The sequence below is a fragment of the Micromonospora sp. NBC_00898 genome, from assembly GCF_045207895.1.
Lineage (GTDB): Bacteria > Actinomycetota > Actinomycetes > Mycobacteriales > Micromonosporaceae > Micromonospora.
The window spans coordinates 4181866-4201619 of record NZ_CP108775.1 but is presented as its reverse complement, the minus strand read 5'-3'; the positions used below and the strand labels follow the sequence as shown (position 1 = coordinate 4201619).

The following is a 19754-nucleotide window of genomic DNA, read 5'->3' as shown; positions in this document are numbered from 1 at the left end:
GGATCAAGGAGAGACTCGTACCGGCTGCGGCGGATCGTTGGTGGTGTGACGCGGGTCGGCCGTGTCGCTTTGCCGTGTCTACTCATGTTGATCGCGGCGTTCGGCCCGGACCTTGCGACGCTCCGACCGCCTTCACCGACGTGCGCGGTAACTTGTGCATCGGCCGGCGACCTCCGCCGAGCAAGCGACGCGCTTCCCGGACCGCACCCGACAGGCTCAGCGCGGATTGCGGGCCGCGAGCCACCCGTCCCGGTACGGGGCCAGGAACCCGATCAGGGCGGCGAGCATCGCGTCCGGAGCCTGCTCGGCGACCCAGTGTGCGCAGTCGGGCAGGACCACGGTTTGCACGTCGTCCGCGACGAGTTCCATCGTCTTGCCGACCTGTTCGCCGAAGCTTTCCGCTCCGCCGATCGCCAGGACGGGCATCGTCAGCCGCCGGGTCTTGCGCTGCTCGTTCTGCGCCTGGGTCACCGGGAAAGCGCGGTAGAGCTCGAAGCTGCCGCGCAGCGCCTCCGGGTCGGCCGCGAGGAGGTCGACGTAGTACTTGACGGCGTCGGTGGACAGGTTCTTCTTTCCGGCCGCGGCCGAAAACTTCGCGCCTAAGAAGATGTCCTCCCGCCCGCTGACGAGCTTCTCGTTGACCTCTGGAAGTGCGTTGAACGGGATGTGCCACAAGCGTTCGTTGAGCGGCGCGGGAAGGAACAGTGGAGGCGTGGGAGACACGCCCGGAAGAGGGGCTTCCCCGAGGGCCAGGCGGTCGACCCGGTCGGGGTGATCAGCGGCCAGGGCGTAGCCGATGAGCAGTCCGGTGTCGCAGCCGACCATGGCGAACCGCTGGTGGCCGAGCGCGTCCATCAACGCCACAAGGTCGTTTGCGACGGTTGCGGTGTCGTAGCCGTCCCGGGGCTTGTCGGACAGCCCCATACCACGCTGATCGACCGCGATCACCTCGAAGTTCTCGGCCAGTGCCGGCATCATCAGCCGCCATGCGTACCAGGTCTGGGGCCAGCCGTGTACCAGCAGCAGCGGCGGCCCGTCGCCTCCGATGGCCGCGTGCAGACGCAGTGCCCCGGCCTCGACGTACCGGCTGGTGAACGTGTCCGTGAACCCGTTCGGCAGGTTCGGCGCCTGCGAGACGGAGCCGGAGCCCTCCGCGCCGAGCAGGCCGGTGGACGAGCTCATGTGGGGGATCCCCTCTCACCGCAGATCACGGCACTGGAGTGCCGCTTCCGTCACGCCCTCTCTTGGGTGACGCTGCCACAACGCCGACGGCCATGGACGTGGTTGTCGTTGACCTTCCTCTGTTCGGCTGACAGCCGGCGGGTCTACGACGCAAAAGGACCACTGCTCCGTTACGTCAACCCCACCGAATACTCGGCGGAGTGCGACTCATCATGTGGAACCGACGTGTTGGCCACCGATGTAGCCCACTGTGGCGTGCGGCCGAGGTAGGCGGGTTCCAGGCCGGGTCGGACAGGCCCCACTGCCCCACACCCCATCCGCCAAATCACTTCAGACACGCGACACTAGCGCCTTGGGCCGGTTCCGGTTCCGCCCGGCCGGCGTGCCCCTGCCGGGTAAAAAGCCGATATCTATTCATGAAACCGGCATTCGGTTCGTGGTCGTCATGGAACGGCTTCTACGGGCGCCCAACCGACTCCGGACGGCGAAAGGCCGCGCAAACCTCTCTCTCCGAAGCGGTGCGGCTCCCGTGCCCGTGCCCGCGCCCGCGGCACGCCGCTGTGGGTGTCCAACAACGGCACGAACACGGCCACCGTCTACCGCGGGGGTGTGGACGGCGAGCCCGTCAAGAAGGTGGATCTCACCGTCACCATCCCCGGTGACGCGCCGACCGGAGCCGCGTTCAACGACACGGACGGCTTCGAGGTGCCGGGACGGGGTGACGACGAACCGGCCCGGTTCATCTTCGTGAGCGAGGGCGGTAACGTCACGGCCTGGAACCCGAACGCGGGCACCAAGGCGGTCGTCGTCGCCCACCGGGACGGTGCGATCTACCGATCTACAAGGGGGTCGCGCTGCTGAAGACGGACTTCGGCGACTTCCTGCTCGCCACCGACTTCCACAATGCGCGCATCGACGTGTTCAACGAGAACTTCGAGAAGGTCGCGCTCCCGGACTTCGTCTTCCAGCTCAGACATCCCCGAGGGGGCGTCAACTGTTGCCTCCACGCTAACGGGGGAACCTCACCGGTTGAGTAGGCGTTGGTATGCGTTGGTGACATTAAAAGAGTGGCTTGCGGTGTGGGTGGTGCATTGTGACGGGGGATCAGGCGGTCGGCGGGCCGTGTGGGTGTGGAGTTGGTGGTTGCGGGTTTACGTCGTACCGGGTGGTTATCGTGCTGGGCGTGGCGGGCCGGGAGCGGTTGAGTGTCGTGCAGGCGTACCGGTTCGCGTTGGACCTGACGGCCCGGCAGGAGCGAGCGGTGTTGGCTCATGCTGGTGCGGCGCGGGTGGCGCACAACTGGGCGCTTGTGTCAATCCCCTGGAAGCGTGGAGGGTTGTTTAAGCTGCCTGAGCCCGGCGGGCTTCGGCGATGAAGTGTTCGTAGTCGACGGGTGACATGCCGTCGCAGGCGCTGTGACGTCTGCGGACGTTGTAGAAGTCGACGATCCAGGTGGCGATCTTGAGTCGGGCCTCGGATCGGGTGCGGAACCGTTGCCGGTGGATGTACTCGACCTTGATGGTGGAGTTGAACGCTTCGGCGGCGGCGTTGTCCAGGGCGCAGCCGACCCGGCCCATCGACTGTAGGACACCGAGGCGGCGGCAGGCCTTGGCGTAGTCGGCGGCGGTGTACTCGCTGCCGCGGTCGCTGTGGAAGATCACTCCGTCGACGGTGCCGCCGCGGGTCGCGGCGGCCATGCCCAGGGTCGCCTGGGTCAGGTCGGCGTCGTGATGCGCGCTCATCGCGTAGCCGAGCAGCCGCCTCGAGTACAGGTCGATCACCGTGGCCAGGTAGAGCTTGCCCTCGTCGGTGACGACCTCGGTGATGTCGCCGCACCACAACACGTCCGGCGCGACGGCGGTGAACTGCCGCCGCACCCGGTCCGGCGCCACCGGGCGTTTGCCCTGCTTGGTGAGGCTGCGTCGGCGCCTTCGGGTGCGTCCGGCCAGGCCGAGGGCGGCCATCCGCGCCGCGACGGTGTTGACCGACACCTGCCACCCGTCGGCGTGCAGATCCTGGGTCACCCGGGGAGAGCCGTAGGTGCCGCCGGAGGCGTCGAAGCAGGCCCGGATCGCCTCATCGAGGGCGTCGCGGCGGGTCTGCCGCGTGGTGGGTTGCCGGTCACGCCACTTGTAGAACCACGACTCACTCAGCCCCAGCGCCCGGCAGGTCACCGCGTGCGGCACGGCGTGCTCGGTCCTCTGAGCGGCGACGAACCCGGCCACAGTCACTTCGTCGCCTCCTTGACCCACAGGACCACGGATCGCTTGAGCACATCGCGCTCCATCGCCAGCTCGGCGTTCTCCTTGCGCAGCCGAGCCAGCTCGGCGCGTTCGTCCTCACCGAGACCGCCGGCGGCGGCCTCACCCCGAGCCCGCCGGTCCTGCGCCACCCAGTTGGCCAAGGTGCCGTCGTTGATCCCCAGGTCCCGAGCGACCTGCGCGATCGGCTTGCCCGTCTCCCGCACGATCCGCACGGCGCCCTCACGGAACTCCCGGTCGAACCGCCGCCTCGTCTCAGCCATGACCATCTATCCCCTTAGGTCCGGCCTCCACGCTATCGGGGGAACCTCACTTGCCCGGGTCAAGGCGGTGATGGATCAGCGGGCCGCCGAACGCACTTACGGCATCGACGAGGCGGGCCTGACCCCGACGCAGGGTTGGTCGCTGCCGGCGCTGCGCAGAGCGTGGAATCAGGCGAAGGCCGATGTGGCGCCGTGGTGGGCGGAGTGTTCGAAGGAGGCGTTCAACACGGGCCTGGACGCGCTGGCCCGGGGCTTGACGAACTGGTCGGACTCCCGCACCGGCAAGCGGGCCGGACGCCGGGTGGGGTTCCCTCGGTTCAAGTCACGACGCCGGTCGACCCCGTCGGTGCGGTTCACCACCGGGGCGATCCGCGTGGAGCCGGACCGTAGGTATGTGGTGTTGCCGCGGCTGGGCCGGTTGAAGCTGCACGAGTCGGCTCGTAAGCTCGCCCGCCGGCTGGAGGCGGGCACCGCCCGGGTCTTGTCGGCGACGGTGCGCCGCGATGGTGGCCGCTGGTATGTGTCGTTCACCTGCGCGGTGCAGCGCACCCAGGGTATGCCGGCCTGCCCGGATGCGACGGTCGGTGTCGACCTGGGGGTGACGCATCTGGCGGTGCTGTCCACCGGTGAGGTGGAGCCCAACCCGCGCCATGTGGACGCCGCCGCCCGCCGGATGCGGCGTCTGGCCCGGCGCGCCTCTCGCCGGGTCGGCCCTGACCGGCGCACCGGCCGACGTGCGTCGAAGCGGTGGGAACGGGCGTCCGCCCGGCTCGGCCGGGCGCACGCGCGGGTCGCTCATCTGCGCCGTGACGGTCTGCACAAGCTGACCAGCCGGCTCACCCGCGAGTACGGCACCATCGTGGTGGAAGACCTCCACGTGGCCGGGATGCTCGCCAACCGGCGGCTGGCCCGGCGCATCGCCGACGCCGGGTTCGCCGAACTACGGCGGCAACTGGCCTACAAGACGGGGTGGAACGGCGGGCGGCTGGTGGTGGCCGACCGCTGGTACCCGTCCTCGAAGACCTGCTCGGGCTGCGGCGCGGTGAAAACCAAACTCGCCCTGTCCGAACGCACCTACACCTGCACCCTGTGCGGCCTCGTCCTGGACCGGGACGTCAACGCCGCACGGAACCTGGCCGCGCTGGCGGCCACCGTCGCCGGGAGTGGCTCGGAGACGCGAAACGGACGTGGAGCCGACCGTAAGACCCGCCCCGGCGGGCCGGTGGCCGTGAAACGTCAACCCGGCACCGCCACCGCGGGGAAGACCGGGACCGTCCCACCGCAAGGTAGGACATCCAATCATGAGCTCACCTACGCATCATGAGAGGAAACGGTTCGCGCCGTTCAACGTGTTCACGGTCGGCGAGCGGGTCTACGTCACCTACGCGAAGCAGGACGCGGACGCCGAGGACGACGTGGCCGGTGCGGGGCTCGGCTTCGTGGACCTCTTCACCCGCTTCGGCACGGACGTGCGCCGGATCGCCAGCGAGGGGACCCTGAACGCGCCGTGGGGCCTGGCCATCGCGCCGGACAGCTTCGGCACGTTCGCCGGCGACCTGCTGGTCGGCAACTTCGGCGACGGCCGGATCAACGTCTTCGACCGGGACGAGTTCGAAGGCCAGTTGCGGGACGATGACGGTGACACGATCACCATCGACGGCCTGTGGGCGTTGCTGCCGGGCACCGAGAAGACCGGCGGCGAGGGAACGCTCTGGTTCAGCGCCGGGCCGGACGACGAGCAGCACGGTCTGGTGGGTCAGTTGATCCCGACAAACTGACAGTCGGCTCGCGACTGGCGCGCCTCTGGGGTCATCCCGGGGCGCGGCGGCGTGCTCCCCGGGCACGGGTGACGTGCGCGGCATGCCGTCCCGGGCGATCAGCCGCGCAGCCGAAGGCCGCGGGGGGTGGCCCGGAAGCCGGCGGCGGTCAGCGCGTCGCGCAGCGGCGAGGAGTGCACGGCCTCGCCGTCGGCGCGCTCCACGGACATCGCGCCGAGCGCGCCGGAGTGCACCGCGTCGGCGAGCGCCTTGCCGGCCGCGTGGAGGGTGTCGGTGTCGTCGGTGAAGGAGAGGATGGTCCGCCCGCCCCGCTCCACGTAGAGCACCAGGTCGCCGCCGACCAGCACGACCAGCGCGCCGGCCTTGCGCCCGGCCCGGTGCCCGGTGGCGGGGGCCGCGCCGTCGCCGGAGTCGACCACCCGCTCGGGCCAGGGCAGCGCCGCGCCGTACGGGTTGGCCGGGTCGGTGGCGGCGAGCACCAGGGTCGGCCCGCCCCGGCCCCGGCCGCCGTCGGCGGGGTCGGCCAGGGCACGGATCCGGTCGACCGCCCCGGGGACGGCGAACTGGGCGGCGCCCAGCCCTTCGACGAAGTACCCGCGGCGGGCCGCCCCGCGTTCCTCCAGCGCCGACAGCACCGGGTAGACCGCCGCGAAACCGCCGACCACCTGCTCGGCCATGACGGCGCCCCGGGTGACCACGCCGTGCCGTTCGAGCAGCAGGTCGGCGAGGGCGGCGGCTCGACGGGTCGGGTCGAGGTCCCGCTCGGGCAGGCGGGACCAGCGGCCAGCCACCGTGGGCGGGCCGCTGCGGCTGGGCAGCGCCACCCGACCGGGCCGGCGGTAGCGGGTCCGCGGCGCCGACGGGCGGGACCGGTGCGCGCCCCCGCCGCCGAGCACCGCCCGCAGCGGGGCGAGCGTGTCGTTGGTGAGGTGGCCGGCCCAGACCAGGTCCCAGACGGCGGCGGTCAGCACGGTGTCGTCGGTGGCCCCCACCCGGTCCGACAGGGAGCGGAAGAACAGCGCCTGGCCGTCGGCGAGCGCGTCGAGCACCGCCTCGTGCAGCGGCGTCAGGGTCAACGCCTCGTCCGGTGGCGGGAGCAGCAGCGGCGCGGCGTCCGCGTACGCCAGGGTGACCCAGCCGTCGCCGCCGGAGATCGCCCCGGACCCGGCCCAGACCACCTCGCCACTGGCGCAGAGCTCGTCGAGCTGGGCGGGGGAGTAGTCGGCGACCCGGGCGGGCAGCACGAGGCGTTCCAGCGCGGACGCCGGCACCGCCGCGCCCTGCAACTGCTCGACGGCGGCGGCGAGCGCCTCCACGCCCCGCGCCGACGAGCCGACCTGCTGCCAGCGGGGCAGGAACGCCGCGAGGGCCCGGGGCGGCACCGGCTCGATCTCCCGGCGCAGCGCGGCGAGGGAGCGGCGGCGCAGCAGCCGCAGCACCTCCGCGTCGCACCACTGGGTGCCGACGCTGTCCGGGGCGAACTCGCCGGAGACCACCCGACCGGTGGCGGCGAGCCGGCGCAGCGTCTGCTCCACCACGAAGACGCCCAGCCCGAACCGGGCGGCGCAGGTGGCCGCCGCGAACGGGCCGTGGGTGCGGGCGTACCTGGCGAGCAGGTCGCCGAGCGGGTCGGCCACCGGCGTGAGGTACGCCTCGGCCACCCCGACGGGCAGCGCGACGCCCAGCGCGTCGCGCAGCCGGGCGGCGTCCTCCACGCCGACCCAGCGCTCCTCGCCGGCGATCCGGACTCGCAGCACCCGCCGGGCGGCCTCCAGCTCGGTCAGCCAGCCGACCGGCGCGCCCCGCTCGGCCAGCTCGGCCTCGCTCAGGTCACCGACCACGCGGAGCAGCTCCACCACGTCCTCGGCGTCGCGGGGGCGGCGCTGCTCGGTCAGCCAGCGCAGCTGCCGTTCGGTCTCGGCGAGCACCGCCGGGTCGAGCAGTTCCCGCAGGTCGACCCGGCCGAGCAGCTCGCCGAGCAGCCCCGAGTCCAGGGCCAGGGCGGCGGCCCGGCGCTCGGCGAGCGGGGCGTCGCCCTCGTAGAGGAACGCGCCGACATAGCCGAAGAGCAGCGACCGGGCGAACGGCGAGGGCCGCTCGGACTCCACCTCGACCAGCCGCACCTTGCGGCTGCCCAGATCGCGCATCAGCTCGGCCAGGGCGGGCTGGTCGAAGACGTCCTGGAGGCATTCCCGGGCCGCCTCGAGGGTGACCGGGAAGTCGGCGTACTCGCGGGCCACGTCGAGGAGCTGGGCGGCGCGCTGGCGCTGCTGCCAGAGCGGCTGCCGGCGGCGCGGGTCGCGGCGGGGCAGCAGCAGCGACCGGGCCGCGCACTCGCGGAACCGGGCGGCGAAGAGCGCGGAGGTGCCGACGGACTCCTCGACGAGCTGGGCGATCTCGTCGGGCTCGAAGATCACCACGTCGGCGCCGGGTGGCTCGTCGGCGGTGTCGGGCAGCCGGACCACGATGCCGTCGTCGGAGGGCATCACCTGGGCGTCCACGCCGTACCGCTCGGCGAGCCGGCGGCCGATGGCCAGGGCCCACGGGCCGTTGACCCGGGCGCCGAGCACCGAGTGGACGGCGAGCCGCCAGTCGCCCAGCTCGTCGCGGAACCGCTCGACGACCACCGTCCGGTCGTCCGGCAGGGAGCGGGTGGCCTCCTTCTGCTCGCGCAGGTACGCCATCAGGTTGCCGGCGGCCCAGTCGTCCAGCCCGCCGGCGCGCAGCGCGGCCGTGGCGGTCTCGTCGTCCTGCCGGAGCAGGGCGCGGACCCGGGCGCCGATGGCCCGGCCGAGCTCGACGGGCCGGCCGAGCTGGTCGCCCTTCCAGAACGGCATCCGGGCGGCCTGGCCGGGGGCGGGGGAGACCAGCACCCGGTCGGGGGTGATCTCCTCGATCCGCCAGGAGGAGGAGCCGAGCAGGAAGACGTCACCGACCCGGGACTCGTAGACCATCTCCTCGTCCAGCTCGCCGACCCGGGCGGCGCGTTCCGCCCCGGCCAGGAAGACGCCGAAGAGACCCCGGTCGGGGATGGTGCCGCCGCTGGTCACCGCGAGTCGCTGGGCGCCGGGGCGGCCGGTGAGCACGTCGGTGGCGCGGTCCCAGACCAGCCGGGGCCGCAGCTCGGCGAAGGCGGTCGACGGGTACCGCCCGGAGAGCATGTCCAGCACCGCGTGCAGGGCCGAGTCGGGCAGCTCCGCGAAGGGGGCGGCCCGGCGGACCAGCACGGCCAGGTCGCCGAGCCGCCACGGTTCGAGCGCGACCATCGCCACGATCTGCTGGGCCAGCACGTCGAGGGGGTTGCGTGGGTAGTGCAGCTTCTCGATGGCGCCCTCGGCCATCCGCTCGGCGACCACGGTGCAGGAGAGCAGGTCGCCGCGGTGCTTGGGGAAGACCACGCCGCGGGAGACCGCGCCGACCTGGTGCCCGGCCCGGCCGACGCGTTGCAGGCCGGCGGCGACGCTCGGCGGCGCCTCGATCTGCACCACCAGGTCGACCGCCCCCATGTCGATGCCCAGCTCCAGGCTGGAGGTGGCGACCACGGCCGGGAGCTGGCCGGACTTGAGCGCCTCCTCGATGTGCTTGCGCTCCTCCCGGGAGACGCTGCCGTGGTGGGCCCGGGCGATCACCGGGGCGGCGCCGGCCGCCGCGCCGGACTGTGCCATCACCTCCGCCGGCTGGCGCGGCGCCCGCACCGGCCCGCCGGCGTCGGCGGTGCGGCCGGCCTCCGGGCCGCCCGCCGCCAGCTCCTCCGCGGCCAGTTCGTTGAGCCGGGCGCAGAGCCGTTCGGCGCTGCGCCGCGAGTTGGTGAAGACAATGGTCGAGCGGTGCGCCCGGATCAGCGCGAAGACCCGCTCCTCCACGGCCGGCCAGATCGACGGCCGGCGCGGGCCGCCGGGGCCGCCCAGGTCGTCCGCCGGCTGCTCCTGCTCGTCGAGGCGGGTCATGTCCTCCACCGGGACCTGGACGGTGACCTCGATGGTCTTGCTGCTGCGCGGCTGCACCACGTCGACCGGGCGGGCCCCGCCGAGGAAGCGGGCGCAGACGTCGATCGGCCGGACGGTGGCGGACAGGCCGATCCGCTGCGCGGGCGCCTCCAGCAGCTCGTCGAGGCGTTCCAGGGAGAGCGCCAGGTGGGCGCCGCGCTTCGTCCCGGCCACCGCGTGCACCTCGTCGACGATCACCGTCTCGATCCCGCGCAGCGAGTCCCGGGCGGCGGAGGTGAGCAGCAGGAAGAGCGACTCGGGGGTGGTGATGAGGATGTCCGGCGGGGTGCGGGCGAAGGCGCGGCGCTCGTCGGCCGGGGTGTCGCCGGTGCGCATCCCGACGGTGATGTCGGGCGGGGCGACGCCGAGCCGGGTGGCGGCCTGCCGGATGCCGGCGAGCGGGGCGCGCAGGTTGCGCTCCACGTCGACGGCGAGCGCCTTCAACGGGCTGACGTAGAGCACCCGGCAGCGCCGGCGCGCCTCGGCGGGCGGCGGCTCCTTGGCCAGCCGGTCGAGCGACCAGAGGAACGCGGCGAGGGTCTTGCCGGAGCCGGTGGGGGCGACGACCAGGGCGTTGCGCCCGGCGGCCACCGAGCGCCAGGCGCCGGCCTGGGCGGCGGTGGGCGCGGCGAACGCCGCGGTGAACCACTCCCGGGTCGCCGCGCCGAAATCCGCCAGCACCGCCGCGTCGCCGCCGGCCGTCTCGTTCGCCACGCCCTCCATCCTGCCCCGCCGGTCTGACATCCCGCCCCGGCCGGACGCGGGTTCTGTCCGGATCGGACTCTTACGCGACGGATGCGACGTTGAACGCGTTAAGTCTTACTTAACTGCTTGCTTGTGCCGCGCAACATAAAGTAACTTCACTCCCAACGCAGCGTGGGGTGGGGGGCTTTGGATGACCGTCGAGGAGCGAGGCTCCGGGCCCGGGACCGACGTGCTCATCCGTAAGGTCGACAGCCATCTCGTCGCGCTCCGCACCGGCCTGCAGGGCCCCGAGCTGGAGCTCGCCGAGCAGCTCGCCCGCTGCCTGCGGGAGCTGGTCATCGCCACCGCCCACTCCAGCGCCGCCGACCGCGGGCTGGTCCGCGCCGCGGTGCACTACTTCGTCCTCCGTCGGGAGAGCCGCGGCCGGCTGCTCTCGGTGCGGTCCCTCACCGCCGCCCAGCGGGTGGTCAACAAGGCCGTGCACCAACTCGGCCGCCCCGACCTGCTGGTGGAGACCCGCCGCGAGCGCCCCTCCCGCACCCCGGCCCTCTCCGCCACCGACACCGCCCTCCGCTGACCCCCTCGCCGCCCGCACCGGCCCACTCCGGTGATCAAGAGGGCGGTTTTGCGGAAAATCGCCCGTGGGCGGGGGATGTGACGTCTGATCGGTCGTGGCCGGAGCGTGCCCCGTCCGGGGTGCGGCGCCACCTCGACCTGGAGCGTGTGTGCTCGTACTGCTGATCCTGCACCTGGTGGCGGCCCTGCTCGCGCCGCTGCTGGTCCGCTGGTGGGGTCCGCGCGCCTGCTACCCCCTCGCCCTCGCGCCGGCCGCCGCGTGCGGCTGGGCCGTGGCCCACACCCCGGCGGTCCGCGACGGCGGCGCGGTCGTCGAGACGTACCCGTGGATCGGCCAGCTGCGGCTCGACGTCGCGCTGCGGCTCACCACCCTGTCCTGGCTGATGGTGCTACTGGTCGGCGGCGTCGGCGCGCTGGTGCTGGTCTACTCCGCCCGCTACTTCCACCCCGGCTCGGCGGGCCTGTCCCGGTTCGCGGCCGTGCTGGTCGCCTTCGCCGGGGCGATGCTCGGCCTGGTCGTCGCCGACGACCTGCTGCTGCTCTACGTGTTCTGGGAGCTGACCACGGTCTTCTCCTACCTGCTGATCGGGCACAGCACCGAGCGGCGGTCCAGCCGCTGGGCGGCCGCCCAGGCGCTCACCGTGACCACCCTGGGTGGGCTGGCCATGCTGGTCGGCTTCCTCCTGCTCGGCCGGCACGCCGGCGGCTACCGCTGGTCGGCGATCGCCGCCGCGCCGCTGCCCGGCGGTCGGTACCTCACCGTGGCGGTGCTGCTGATCCTGGTCGGGGCGCTGGCCAAGTCCGCCGTCGTGCCGTTCAGCTCCTGGCTGCCCGTGGCGATGGCCGCGCCGACGCCGGTCAGCGCATACCTGCACGCGGCGGCGATGGTGAAGGCCGGGGTCTACCTGCTCGGGCTGCTCGCCCCGGTGCTCGCCGTCGCCGGCCCGTGGCGGCCGGTCACCGTGGTCGCCGGGCTGGTCACCCTCGTCGTCGGGGGCTGGGCGGCGCTGCGGCAGACCGACCTGAAGCTGCTGCTGGCGTACGGGACGGTCAGCCAGCTCGGCCTGCTGACCGTGGTGATCGGCGCCGGCACCCCGAAGGCGGCGCTGGCCGGCGTCGCGATGCTGCTGGCGCACGCGCTGTTCAAGGCGGCCCTGTTCCTCGTCGTCGGCCTCCTCGACCACACCGCCGGCACCCGCGACCTGCGGGAGCTGTCCGGGGTGGGGCGCACCGCGCCGCTGCTGGCGGTGGTCGCCGGGCTCGCCGCCGCGTCGATGGCCGGGCTGCCGCCGCTGCTCGGCTTCGTCGCGAAGGAGGCGGTCCTCGCCGCCTTCACCGGGCGGCCGCTCGTGCTCGCCGTGCTGGTCGGCGGCACCGCCCTCACCGTCGCCTACAGCATCCGGTTCCTCTGGGGCGCCTTCGCCAGCCGTCCCGGCACGCCGCCCACCGAGTTGGCCGCCACCCCGGCCGCGATGGTGGCGCCCCCGACCGTGCTCGCCGCCGCCGGGCTGGCGGCCGGTCCGGCCGCCGGCTGGCTGGGCGGCCTGCTCCACCCGTACGCCGAGCTCTTCGGCCCGGGGGAGGCCCACCTCGCGCTCTGGCCCGGGCCGAACCTGGCGCTGGGGCTATCCGCCGTCGCGGTCGCCGCTGGCTTCGCGCTGCACCTGGTCCGCGGCCCGCTCGCCCCCGCGCTGGCCCGGCTCCGCTTCCCGGTCGGCGGCAACCAGGGCTACGAGTGGGTGACGCACCGGTTCGACCGGGTCGCCATCGAGGTCACCAGCGCCACCCAGCGCGGCTCCCTGCCGCAGTACCTCGGCGCCGTCCTGCTCGCGCTGGTCCTGGTCCCCGGCACGGCGATGCTGGCCGCCCGGCCCTGGCGGCAGCGGATCGCGTTCTGGGACACCCCCGCCCAGCTCGTGCTCTGCCTGGTGATCGCGGTGGCGGCGGTGCTCGCCGTCGGCGCCCGCCGCCGGCTCACCGCGATGCTGCTGGTCGGCGTGACCGGCTACGGCACCGCGATGATGTTCGTCCTCTACGGCGCGCCCGACCTGGCGCTCACCCAGTTCCTCGTCGAGACCGCCACCATCGTGCTCTTCGTGCTGGTGCTGCGGCGGCTGCCGGACCGCTTCTCGGCCCGGCCGCTGCGCCGCAGCCGCTGGCTACGGCGGGGCATCGGGGTGGCGGCCGGGCTGGTGATGGCCGGCCTCGCACTGGTGGCGGCCGGCGCCCGGCGTACGCCGTCGATCTCGTTGGCCTTCCCCGACCTGGCGGTCGCCCAGGGCTATGGCCGCAACGTGGTCAACGTGACCCTGGTCGACATCCGCGCCTGGGACACCATGGGCGAGATCTCCGTGCTGGTGGTGGCCGCGACGGGGGTGGCCAGCCTGGTCTTCGAACGGTCCCGCACCGGGCCGCGGCCCCGCCGTCCGACGCCGTCCGCGCCCCGTCGGGACCGGCGGTCGGTCTGGCTGCGCGGGGGGACCACGCTGCGCGAGCGGCGCCGGTCGATCGTCTTCGAGGTGGTCACCCGGCTGATCTTCCACACCGTGCTGCTGCTCTCCCTCTTCCTGCTCTTCTCCGGGCACAACGCCCCCGGCGGGGGCTTCGCCGGCGGCCTGGTGGCCGGCCTCGCCCTCGCGGTCCGCTACCTGGCGGGCGGCCGGTACGAGCTGGCCGAGGCCGCCCCGATCGGGGCCGGCACGGTGCTCGGCACCGGGCTGGCCGTCTCGGTGGGCAGTGGCGTGGCCGGGCTGCTGTTCACCGGCTCGGTGCTGGACAGCGTCAAGGTCGACCTGTGGCTGCCCCTGCTCGGGCACTTCTACCTGGTCACCTCGCTCTTCTTCGACGTCGGCGTCTACCTGGTCGTGGTCGGGCTGGTGCTGGACATCCTGCGCAGCCTCGGCGCCGAGGTGGACCGGCACATCGAGGCGAGCGGCGGCCCGGAGGGGGGCCTGGCGGTCGACCGGGAGGGGGACCGGACGTGAGCGCGAGGAGTGAGCCGGTTCTGCGAGCCCCGCAGTCGCGAACAGAGGTGGCGCGGTGAGCGCGAGGAGTGAGCCGGTTCTGCGAGCCCCGCAGTCGCGAACAGAGGTGGCGCGGTGAGCGCGGCCGGGGCGGGACCGACCCTGGTGCTGGTGATCGCCGTCGGGGTGCTGGTGGCCACCGGCGTCACCCTGCTGCTGGAGCGCAGCCTGAGCCGGATCCTGCTCGGCGTCATCCTGCTCGGCAACGGGGTGAACCTGCTGATCCTGCTCGCCGGCCGGTCCGGAGTCGCCCCGGTGGTGGGCACCGCGCCGACCGGGGAGATGAGCGACGCGCTGCCCCAGGCGATGGTGCTCACCGCCGTGGTGATCACCTTCGGGCTGACCGCGTTCCTGCTCGCGGTCGCCTACCGCAGCTGGCATCTCAGCGGCGACGACGAGGTGCAGGACGACCTGGAGGACCGGCAGGTCGTCCGACTCGCCGAGCGGAACGAGGTGTCCACCGCGGACTTCGGCGGCGAGGGCCCGGACAACGATCCGGAGCAGGTGGACCCGGGGCCCGCGTTGCGCCGGCTGCGGCGGCGGGGGGACCAGCGGTGAACGCGACGAGTGGGCCGGTCCGGCGAGCCCCGCAGTCGCGAACGGAGACGGCCGAGTGACCCCGGCGCTGGTGCCGCTGCCGGTGGCAGTGCCGCTGCTCGGGGCCGCGCTGACGCTGATCCTGGCCAACCGGCCTCGGCTGCAACGGTCGGTCAGCGTGGTCGGCCTCGCCACCACCCTGGCGGTCGCGGTGGCGCTGCTGGTCGAGGCCTACCGGCACGGCCCGGTGGTGGTGCAGGTGGGCGGCTGGCCGGCGCCGGTGGGCATCGTGCTGGTCGCCGACCAGCTCGCCGCGCTGATGCTGGTGGTCTCCTCGGCGGTGACCCTCTGCGTGCTGCTCTACTCGATCGGCCAGGGGCGCGGGGAGACCAGCGAGACCGCGCCGGTGAGCATCTACCACCCCACCTACCTGGTGCTGACCGCCGGCGTCACCAACGCCTTCCTGGCCGGGGACCTGTTCAACCTCTTCGTCGGCTTCGAGATCCTGCTGGCGGCGAGCTTCGCGCTGATCACGCTGGGCGGCACCGAGACCCGGATCCGGACCGGCTCGACGTACGTGGTGGTCAGCGTCCTCTCCTCAATGATCTTCCTGGCCGCCGTCGGCCTGGTGTACGCGGCCACCGGCACCCTCAACATGGCCCAGCTCGCCGGGCGGCTGGACGGCCTGCCCGACGGCGTACGCCTGGCGTTGCAGCTCATGCTGCTGTTGGCCTTCGGCATCAAGGCGGCGGTCTTCCCGGTCTCCGCCTGGCTGCCGGACAGCTACCCGACCGCCCCGGCCCCGGTCACCGCGGTCTTCGCCGGCCTGCTCACCAAGGTCGGCGTGTACGCGATCATCCGCACCGAGACGCTGCTCTTCCCCGGCGGGCAGGCCGACCAGCTGCTCATGGTGGTCGCCGGGCTGACCATGCTGGTCGGCATCCTCGGCGCGGTGGCCCAGTCCGACATGAAGCGGCTCTTCTCCTTCACCCTGGTCAGCCACATCGGCTACATGATCTTCGGGGTGGCGTTGAGTAGCGTCGCCGGCCTCTCCGGGGCGATCTTCTACGTGGTGCACCACATCACCATCCAGACCACCCTCTTCCTGGTCGCCGGCCTGGTCGAGGAGCGGGCCGGCAGCACCGACCTGCGCCGCCTCGGCGGGCTGGCCCGGGTCGCCCCGCTGCTCGCGGTGCTCTTCTTCGTCCCGGCGATGAACCTCGCCGGCATCCCGCCCTTCTCCGGCTTCCTCGGCAAGCTCGGGCTGCTCCAGGCCGGCGTGGCGGCGGGCGGCGTGCTCCCCGGGGTCCTGGTCGGGGCCGGCACGGTCACCAGCCTGCTCACCCTCTACGCCGCCTCCCGGGTGTGGAACATCGCGTTCTGGCGCTCGCCCCGGCTGGCCACCGCCGACCCGACCGTGCGGCTGCCGGTGCTGATGGTCGGCGCGACCGCCGCCCTGGTCGTGCTCGGCGTGGCCCTGACCCTCGCCGCCGGGCCGCTCTTCGAGGTCACCGCGGACGCCGCCGCCGACCTGCGCGCCCGGACCCCCTACGTGCGGGCCGTCTTCCCGGGCGGCGTCCCGTGACCGTCGGCGGCCCGTCCGGCGGGTCCGGGCCGGCGGACCGACCGCCCGCCGGCGGTGGCCCGGCCGGTCCGCCGGGCCGCGACGCCCCGGCCGGCCCGCAGCCGGCGGCGGTCGGGCGCGGCGGCCGGCGGCGGGACCAGGCGGTCGCCCTCGGCTGGCTGATGCTGGCCTGGCTGCTGCTCTGGGGGGACGTGACCTGGGGCAACGTGCTCGGCGGGCTGATCGTCGGCGCCACCGTGCTGCTGTTCTTCCCGCTGCCGCCGGTCACCTTCGGCGGCCGGCTCCGCCCCCGGGCGCTGCTTGTGCTGGCCGCCACCTTCGCCGGGGAACTGGTGAGCGCCAGCCTGCACGTCGCCGCGATCGCCGTCCGCCCCGGCTACCGGCCGCGCGGCGCGATCATCGCGGTGCCGCTGCGGGTCCGCACCGACCTCAACCTGGCGCTCACCGCCGAGGTGATCTCCCTGATCCCGGGCACCCTCATCCTCGAGGTGGATCGGGACCAGGGCGTCCTCTACGCGCACGTGCTCGACGTCCGCGGCCCGGCGGACCTGACCGCGAGCCGCGACCGGATCCTCGCCGTCGAGCGGCGCATCGTCCGCGCGATCGGCTCGCCCGCCGAGGTACGCCAGCTGCGCACCGAACCCGTCGACCGGAGGAAGAACCCGTGACCGTGCTCCTCGCCGTCGTGCTGACCGTGCTGTTCTCGGTCACCGCCCTGCTCGCCCTCGCCCGCATCTACCGGGGGCCGTCGCTGCTGGACCGGGTCGTCGCCGCCGACCTGCTGCTCTCCACCATGCTCGGCGCGGTCGGCGCGGAGGCGGCGGTCAACCGGCACGCCACCACGCTGCCCGTGCTGGTGGTGCTCTCCCTGCTCGGCTTCGTCGGCTCGGTGGCCCTGGTCCGCTTCGCCGTCCGCGAGGAGGCGTGATGGGCGTCGTCGCCGACTGGCTCGGCGCGGCCTGCCTGACCGCGGGGGCACTGCTCAGCCTGGCCGCCGGGATCGGCGTGCTGCGCTTCCCGGACGTGCTGGACCGGATGCACGCGGCCACCAAGCCGCAGGTGCTCGGCGTGCTGCTGCTGCTCGCCGGCGTGGCGCTGCGCCTGCGTACGCCGTCGGACCTGGGCATGCTGGCACTGGTCGCGGTCTTCCAACTGGCCACCGCGCCGGTCGCCGCCCAGATGGTCGGTCGGGCCGCGTACCGGTCGGGTCGGGTCGACCGGGCCCTGCTCGACACGGACGAGCTGGCCGACCGCTGACCGGTCGGAACCGGACAACTGTGCCACCTTCAGCGGGCGTCCAGCCAGCGCCGATAAAATGGGCGCATGATCGACTCCTCTGCCCAGGAGGGCAGCAGTAGCCAGCCGGGTCGTGCCCGGCATCCCGTCACCCCGACGACCCCGGGAGCCCTGAACCTCCCGTGCTGATCGTCGTGGGTCTCGTACTCATCATCGTGCTCACCGCCGCCACCGGTTACTTCGTGGCCCAGGAGTTCGGTTACGTCGCCGTGGACCGCGGCAAGCTCAAACAGCTCGCCGACGCCGGTGACGTGCCCGCCGCCCGGGCCCTGGAGGTGACCGGCCGGCTGTCGTTCATGCTCTCCGGCGCCCAACTCGGCATCACCGTGACCGCCCTGCTCGTCGGTTACGTCGCTGAGCCGTACCTGGGCGGCGGGCTGGCCGACCTGCTCGGCGTCGCCGGCGTCTCCACCGCGGTCAGCCTCCCGCTGTCGGTGGTGCTGGCCCTGGTCATCGCCACCGTGGTGCAGATGGTCCTCGGCGAGCTGGCCCCGAAGAACCTGGCCATCGTCCGCGCCGTACCCCTCGCCCGCGCGCTGAGCCGGTCCACCCTGATCTACCTGAAGGTCGCCGGCCCGGTGATCACCCTCTTCGACCGGGCCGCCGTGCGGCTGCTGCGCCGGGTCGGCATCGACCCGATCGAGGAGCTGCCCAGCGGAGCCACCCCGGCGGAGCTGGAACAGATCATCGCCGAGTCCCGCGAGGAGGGGCGCCTCGACGCCGAGATGTCCGACCTGCTCGACCGGGGCCTGGACTTCCGGGAGCTGACCGCCGGGGAGGCCATGGTGCCCCGGGTCGACGTGCACACCGTACGCGCCGACGAGCCGGTCAGCCGGGTCGTCGAACTGCTCGACACCGGCCACTCCCGCTTTCCGGTCCGCGGCGCCGAGGGCGTCGACGACCTGGTGGGCGTGATCGGCATCGCCGACGTGCTCGGGGTACCGCCGGCGCAGCGGGCGACCACCCGGGTCGAGGCGGTGGCCGTACCGCCGCTGCTGGTGCCGGAGACGCTGCCGCTGCCGACGGTGCTGGACCGGCTCCGGGTCGGCCACCGGCAGCTCGCCTGCGTGGTCGACGAGTACGGCGGCTTCGCCGGCGTGATCACCCTGGAGGACATCGCCGAGGAACTGGTCGGGCCGATCCGCGACGAGGACGACCCGCCGGAGCGGGCCCCGGCCCGGCAGGACGACGGCTCCTGGGTGGTGCCGGCCCGCTGGCGGATCGACGAGGTCGCCGACAGCACCGGCATCTCGCTGCCCGAGGCCCCCGAGTACGACACCCTCTCCGGGCTGGTCATGCGGGAGCTGGGCCGGGTACCCGAGGTCGGCGACCGGCTGGAGATCAGCCTCGCCGCCGATGGTGAGCTGCCCGACGCCGAGCGCGCCCTGGTCGAGGTGCTGGCCGTGGACCGGCACGTCGCCGACTCCGTCCGGCTCCGGGTGGCTGGCGCCGAACGCGGGGAGGAGGCGGCATGAGCCCCGGGTTCGCACTCTTCTTCTCCGTCGTGCTGCTGGCGCTGAACGGCTTCTTCGTGGCCGCCGAGTTCGCCCTGGTGGCCGCCAAGCGGTACCGGCTGGAACAGGCGGCGCCCGGGGGCGGGCGGGCGGCCCGCGCGGCGCTGGACGGCGTCCGCGAGCTGCCCCTGATGCTGGCCGGCGCGCAGCTCGGCATCACGCTCTGCACCCTGGGGCTGGGCGCCCTGGCCGAGCCGGCGATCGAGCACCTGCTCAGCCCGCTGCTGCACGCGGTGGGCCTGCCGGACGCGGTGAGCCACCTGGTGGCGCTGCTCTTCGCTCTCGGCCTGGTGACGTTCCTGCACCTGGTGGTCGGCGAGATGGCCCCGAAGTCGTGGGCGATCACCGATGCGGAGCGCTCCGCGACGCTGCTGGCGCTGCCCTTCCGGGCCTTCGCCCGGGTCTCCCGCCCGGTGCTCTCCGCGCTGAACGCGCTGGCCAACCTGGTGCTGCGGCTGGTCGGCGTGCGACAGCAGGACCAGCTCGCCATGGTGCACGGCCCGGACGAGCTGCGCATCCTGCTGGAGCAGTCCCGCGAGCACGGGCTGCTCGGCGCGGAACAGCACCAGTTGCTGACCAGCATGCTGGAGTTGCAGGGCACCACGGTGGCGCAGGTGATGGAGCCGTTCGACCGGATCGTCACGGTCCGTCGGGACGACAACGCCGAGCGGATCGAACACGTCTCCCGCGACAGCGGCCGGTCCCGGCTCGCCGTGCTCGACGCCGGCGGCGAGGTCTGCGGCCTGGTGCACGTCCGCGAGGCGGTCCGGGCGGTCACCACCGGCCGGCCGGCGACCGCCGGTGAGCTGATGACCCCGGCCTTCACCGTGCCCGGGGAGGCCTCGGTCACCGAGGCGGTTGCGGCGATGCGCGGCCGACAGGCCCAGCTGGCGCTGGTCAGCAACGGCGGTGGCCCGACCCGGCCGATCGGCTTCGTCGCCTTGGAGGACCTTCTCGAGGAGGTCATCGGCGAGTTCGACGACGAGACCGACCCGGTGCCGCGAGGCCGCCGCCTGCGCTGATTGACCGCCCGTCCACCGGGAAAGCC

General features: G+C 73.5%; 17 protein-coding genes. 13 read left to right on the top strand and 4 right to left on the bottom strand.

Annotated elements, in window-relative coordinates; all coding sequences use genetic code 11:
* Window positions 1–216 precede the first annotated feature (216 nt).
* On the bottom strand, window positions 217–1182 hold the full coding sequence (locus tag OG799_RS20410) for an alpha/beta fold hydrolase (RefSeq protein ID WP_406036761.1): 966 nt from the start codon (window positions 1180–1182) through the stop codon (window positions 217–219).
* 564 nt (window positions 1183–1746) lie between these two features.
* Here OG799_RS20410 and OG799_RS20405 point away from each other — a divergent pair.
* Window positions 1747–2043 carry a hypothetical protein gene (locus OG799_RS20405; protein ID WP_406036760.1) on the top strand — a complete coding sequence of 99 codons (297 nt, stop codon included), beginning with the start codon at window positions 1747–1749 and terminating at the stop codon, window positions 2041–2043.
* 232 nt (window positions 2044–2275) lie between these two features.
* Window positions 2276–2557: a helix-turn-helix domain-containing protein gene (locus tag OG799_RS20400; protein WP_406036759.1), complete on the top strand. Its 282-nt coding sequence runs from the start codon at window positions 2276–2278 to the stop codon at window positions 2555–2557.
* Here OG799_RS20400 and OG799_RS20395 read toward each other — a convergent pair.
* On the bottom strand, window positions 2523–3413 hold the full coding sequence (locus tag OG799_RS20395) for an IS3 family transposase (protein ID WP_406036336.1): 891 nt from the start codon (window positions 3411–3413) through the stop codon (window positions 2523–2525). The genes OG799_RS20400 and OG799_RS20395 overlap by 35 nt on opposite strands.
* Window positions 3410–3706: a transposase gene (locus OG799_RS20390; protein WP_357115009.1), complete on the bottom strand. Its 297-nt coding sequence runs from the start codon at window positions 3704–3706 to the stop codon at window positions 3410–3412. Before OG799_RS20390 ends, OG799_RS20395 begins: the two co-directional genes overlap by 4 nt.
* Between OG799_RS20390 and tnpB the strand changes: the two genes are divergently transcribed.
* Both tnpB and OG799_RS20380 read left to right on the top strand, forming a co-directional pair.
* Complete coding sequence (gene tnpB, locus OG799_RS20385) at window positions 3705–5030, top strand: IS607 family element RNA-guided endonuclease TnpB (protein ID WP_406036758.1); 1326 nt, start codon at window positions 3705–3707, stop codon at window positions 5028–5030. The genes OG799_RS20390 and tnpB overlap by 2 nt on opposite strands.
* On the top strand, window positions 5008–5484 hold the full coding sequence (locus OG799_RS20380; RefSeq protein ID WP_406036757.1) for a TIGR03118 family protein: 477 nt from the start codon (window positions 5008–5010) through the stop codon (window positions 5482–5484). Before tnpB ends, OG799_RS20380 begins: the two co-directional genes overlap by 23 nt.
* Before the next feature lie 98 nt (window positions 5485–5582).
* Here the strand turns inward: OG799_RS20380 and OG799_RS20375 are convergent, their stop codons facing one another.
* Entirely contained in the window at window positions 5583–10193 is a 4611-nt protein-coding gene (locus tag OG799_RS20375; protein ID WP_406036756.1) for an ATP-dependent helicase, read from the bottom strand.
* A gap of 172 nt (window positions 10194–10365) precedes the next feature.
* Between OG799_RS20375 and OG799_RS20370 the strand changes: the two genes are divergently transcribed.
* The 9 genes from OG799_RS20370 (at window position 10366) to OG799_RS20330 (ending at window position 19728) form a co-directional block, all read left to right on the top strand.
* Window positions 10366–10752 carry a hypothetical protein gene (locus OG799_RS20370; protein WP_406036755.1) on the top strand — a complete coding sequence of 129 codons (387 nt, stop codon included), beginning with the start codon at window positions 10366–10368 and terminating at the stop codon, window positions 10750–10752.
* 148 nt (window positions 10753–10900) lie between these two features.
* A complete protein-coding gene (locus tag OG799_RS20365) occupies window positions 10901–13735 on the top strand; it encodes a Na+/H+ antiporter subunit A (RefSeq protein ID WP_406036754.1) in 2835 nt (944 codons plus the stop codon).
* A 114-nt stretch (window positions 13736–13849) separates the two neighbouring features.
* Window positions 13850–14332 carry a Na(+)/H(+) antiporter subunit C gene (locus tag OG799_RS20360; protein WP_406036753.1) on the top strand — a complete coding sequence of 161 codons (483 nt, stop codon included), beginning with the start codon at window positions 13850–13852 and terminating at the stop codon, window positions 14330–14332.
* Between the two features lie 55 nt (window positions 14333–14387).
* Window positions 14388–15896 carry a Na+/H+ antiporter subunit D gene (locus OG799_RS20355; RefSeq protein ID WP_406036752.1) on the top strand — a complete coding sequence of 503 codons (1509 nt, stop codon included), beginning with the start codon at window positions 14388–14390 and terminating at the stop codon, window positions 15894–15896.
* Window positions 15893–16564: a Na+/H+ antiporter subunit E gene (locus OG799_RS20350; protein ID WP_406036751.1), complete on the top strand. Its 672-nt coding sequence runs from the start codon at window positions 15893–15895 to the stop codon at window positions 16562–16564. Before OG799_RS20355 ends, OG799_RS20350 begins: the two co-directional genes overlap by 4 nt.
* A complete protein-coding gene (locus tag OG799_RS20345) occupies window positions 16561–16824 on the top strand; it encodes a monovalent cation/H+ antiporter complex subunit F (protein WP_406036750.1) in 264 nt (87 codons plus the stop codon). The genes OG799_RS20350 and OG799_RS20345 overlap by 4 nt, the downstream gene beginning before the upstream one ends.
* Window positions 16824–17153: a monovalent cation/H(+) antiporter subunit G gene (gene mnhG, locus OG799_RS20340; RefSeq protein ID WP_406036749.1), complete on the top strand. Its 330-nt coding sequence runs from the start codon at window positions 16824–16826 to the stop codon at window positions 17151–17153. The genes OG799_RS20345 and mnhG overlap by 1 nt, the downstream gene beginning before the upstream one ends.
* A 161-nt stretch (window positions 17154–17314) precedes the next feature.
* Window positions 17315–18667: a hemolysin family protein gene (locus OG799_RS20335; protein ID WP_406036748.1), complete on the top strand. Its 1353-nt coding sequence runs from the start codon at window positions 17315–17317 to the stop codon at window positions 18665–18667.
* Window positions 18664–19728, top strand: a complete 1065-nt coding sequence (locus tag OG799_RS20330) for a hemolysin family protein (RefSeq protein WP_406036747.1) — start codon at window positions 18664–18666, stop codon at window positions 19726–19728. The genes OG799_RS20335 and OG799_RS20330 overlap by 4 nt, the downstream gene beginning before the upstream one ends.
* Window positions 19729–19754 lie beyond the last annotated feature (26 nt).

Excerpts from the sequence above, each read along its gene's own strand:
- OG799_RS20410 (WP_406036761.1), bottom strand. The coding sequence starts at position 1,182 with ATGAGCTCGTCCACCGGCCTGCTCGGCGCGGAGGGCTCCGGCTCCGTC.
- tnpB (WP_406036758.1), top strand. The coding sequence starts at position 3,705 with ATGACCATCTATCCCCTTAGGTCCGGCCTCCACGCTATCGGGGGAACC.
- OG799_RS20390 (WP_357115009.1), bottom strand. The coding sequence starts at position 3,706 with ATGGCTGAGACGAGGCGGCGGTTCGACCGGGAGTTCCGTGAGGGCGCC.
- OG799_RS20380 (WP_406036757.1), top strand. The coding sequence starts at position 5,008 with ATGAGCTCACCTACGCATCATGAGAGGAAACGGTTCGCGCCGTTCAAC.
- OG799_RS20375 (WP_406036756.1), bottom strand. The coding sequence starts at position 10,193 with ATGGAGGGCGTGGCGAACGAGACGGCCGGCGGCGACGCGGCGGTGCTG.
- OG799_RS20370 (WP_406036755.1), top strand. The coding sequence starts at position 10,366 with ATGACCGTCGAGGAGCGAGGCTCCGGGCCCGGGACCGACGTGCTCATC.
- mnhG (WP_406036749.1), top strand. The coding sequence starts at position 16,824 with ATGGGCGTCGTCGCCGACTGGCTCGGCGCGGCCTGCCTGACCGCGGGG.
- OG799_RS20330 (WP_406036747.1), top strand. The coding sequence starts at position 18,664 with ATGAGCCCCGGGTTCGCACTCTTCTTCTCCGTCGTGCTGCTGGCGCTG.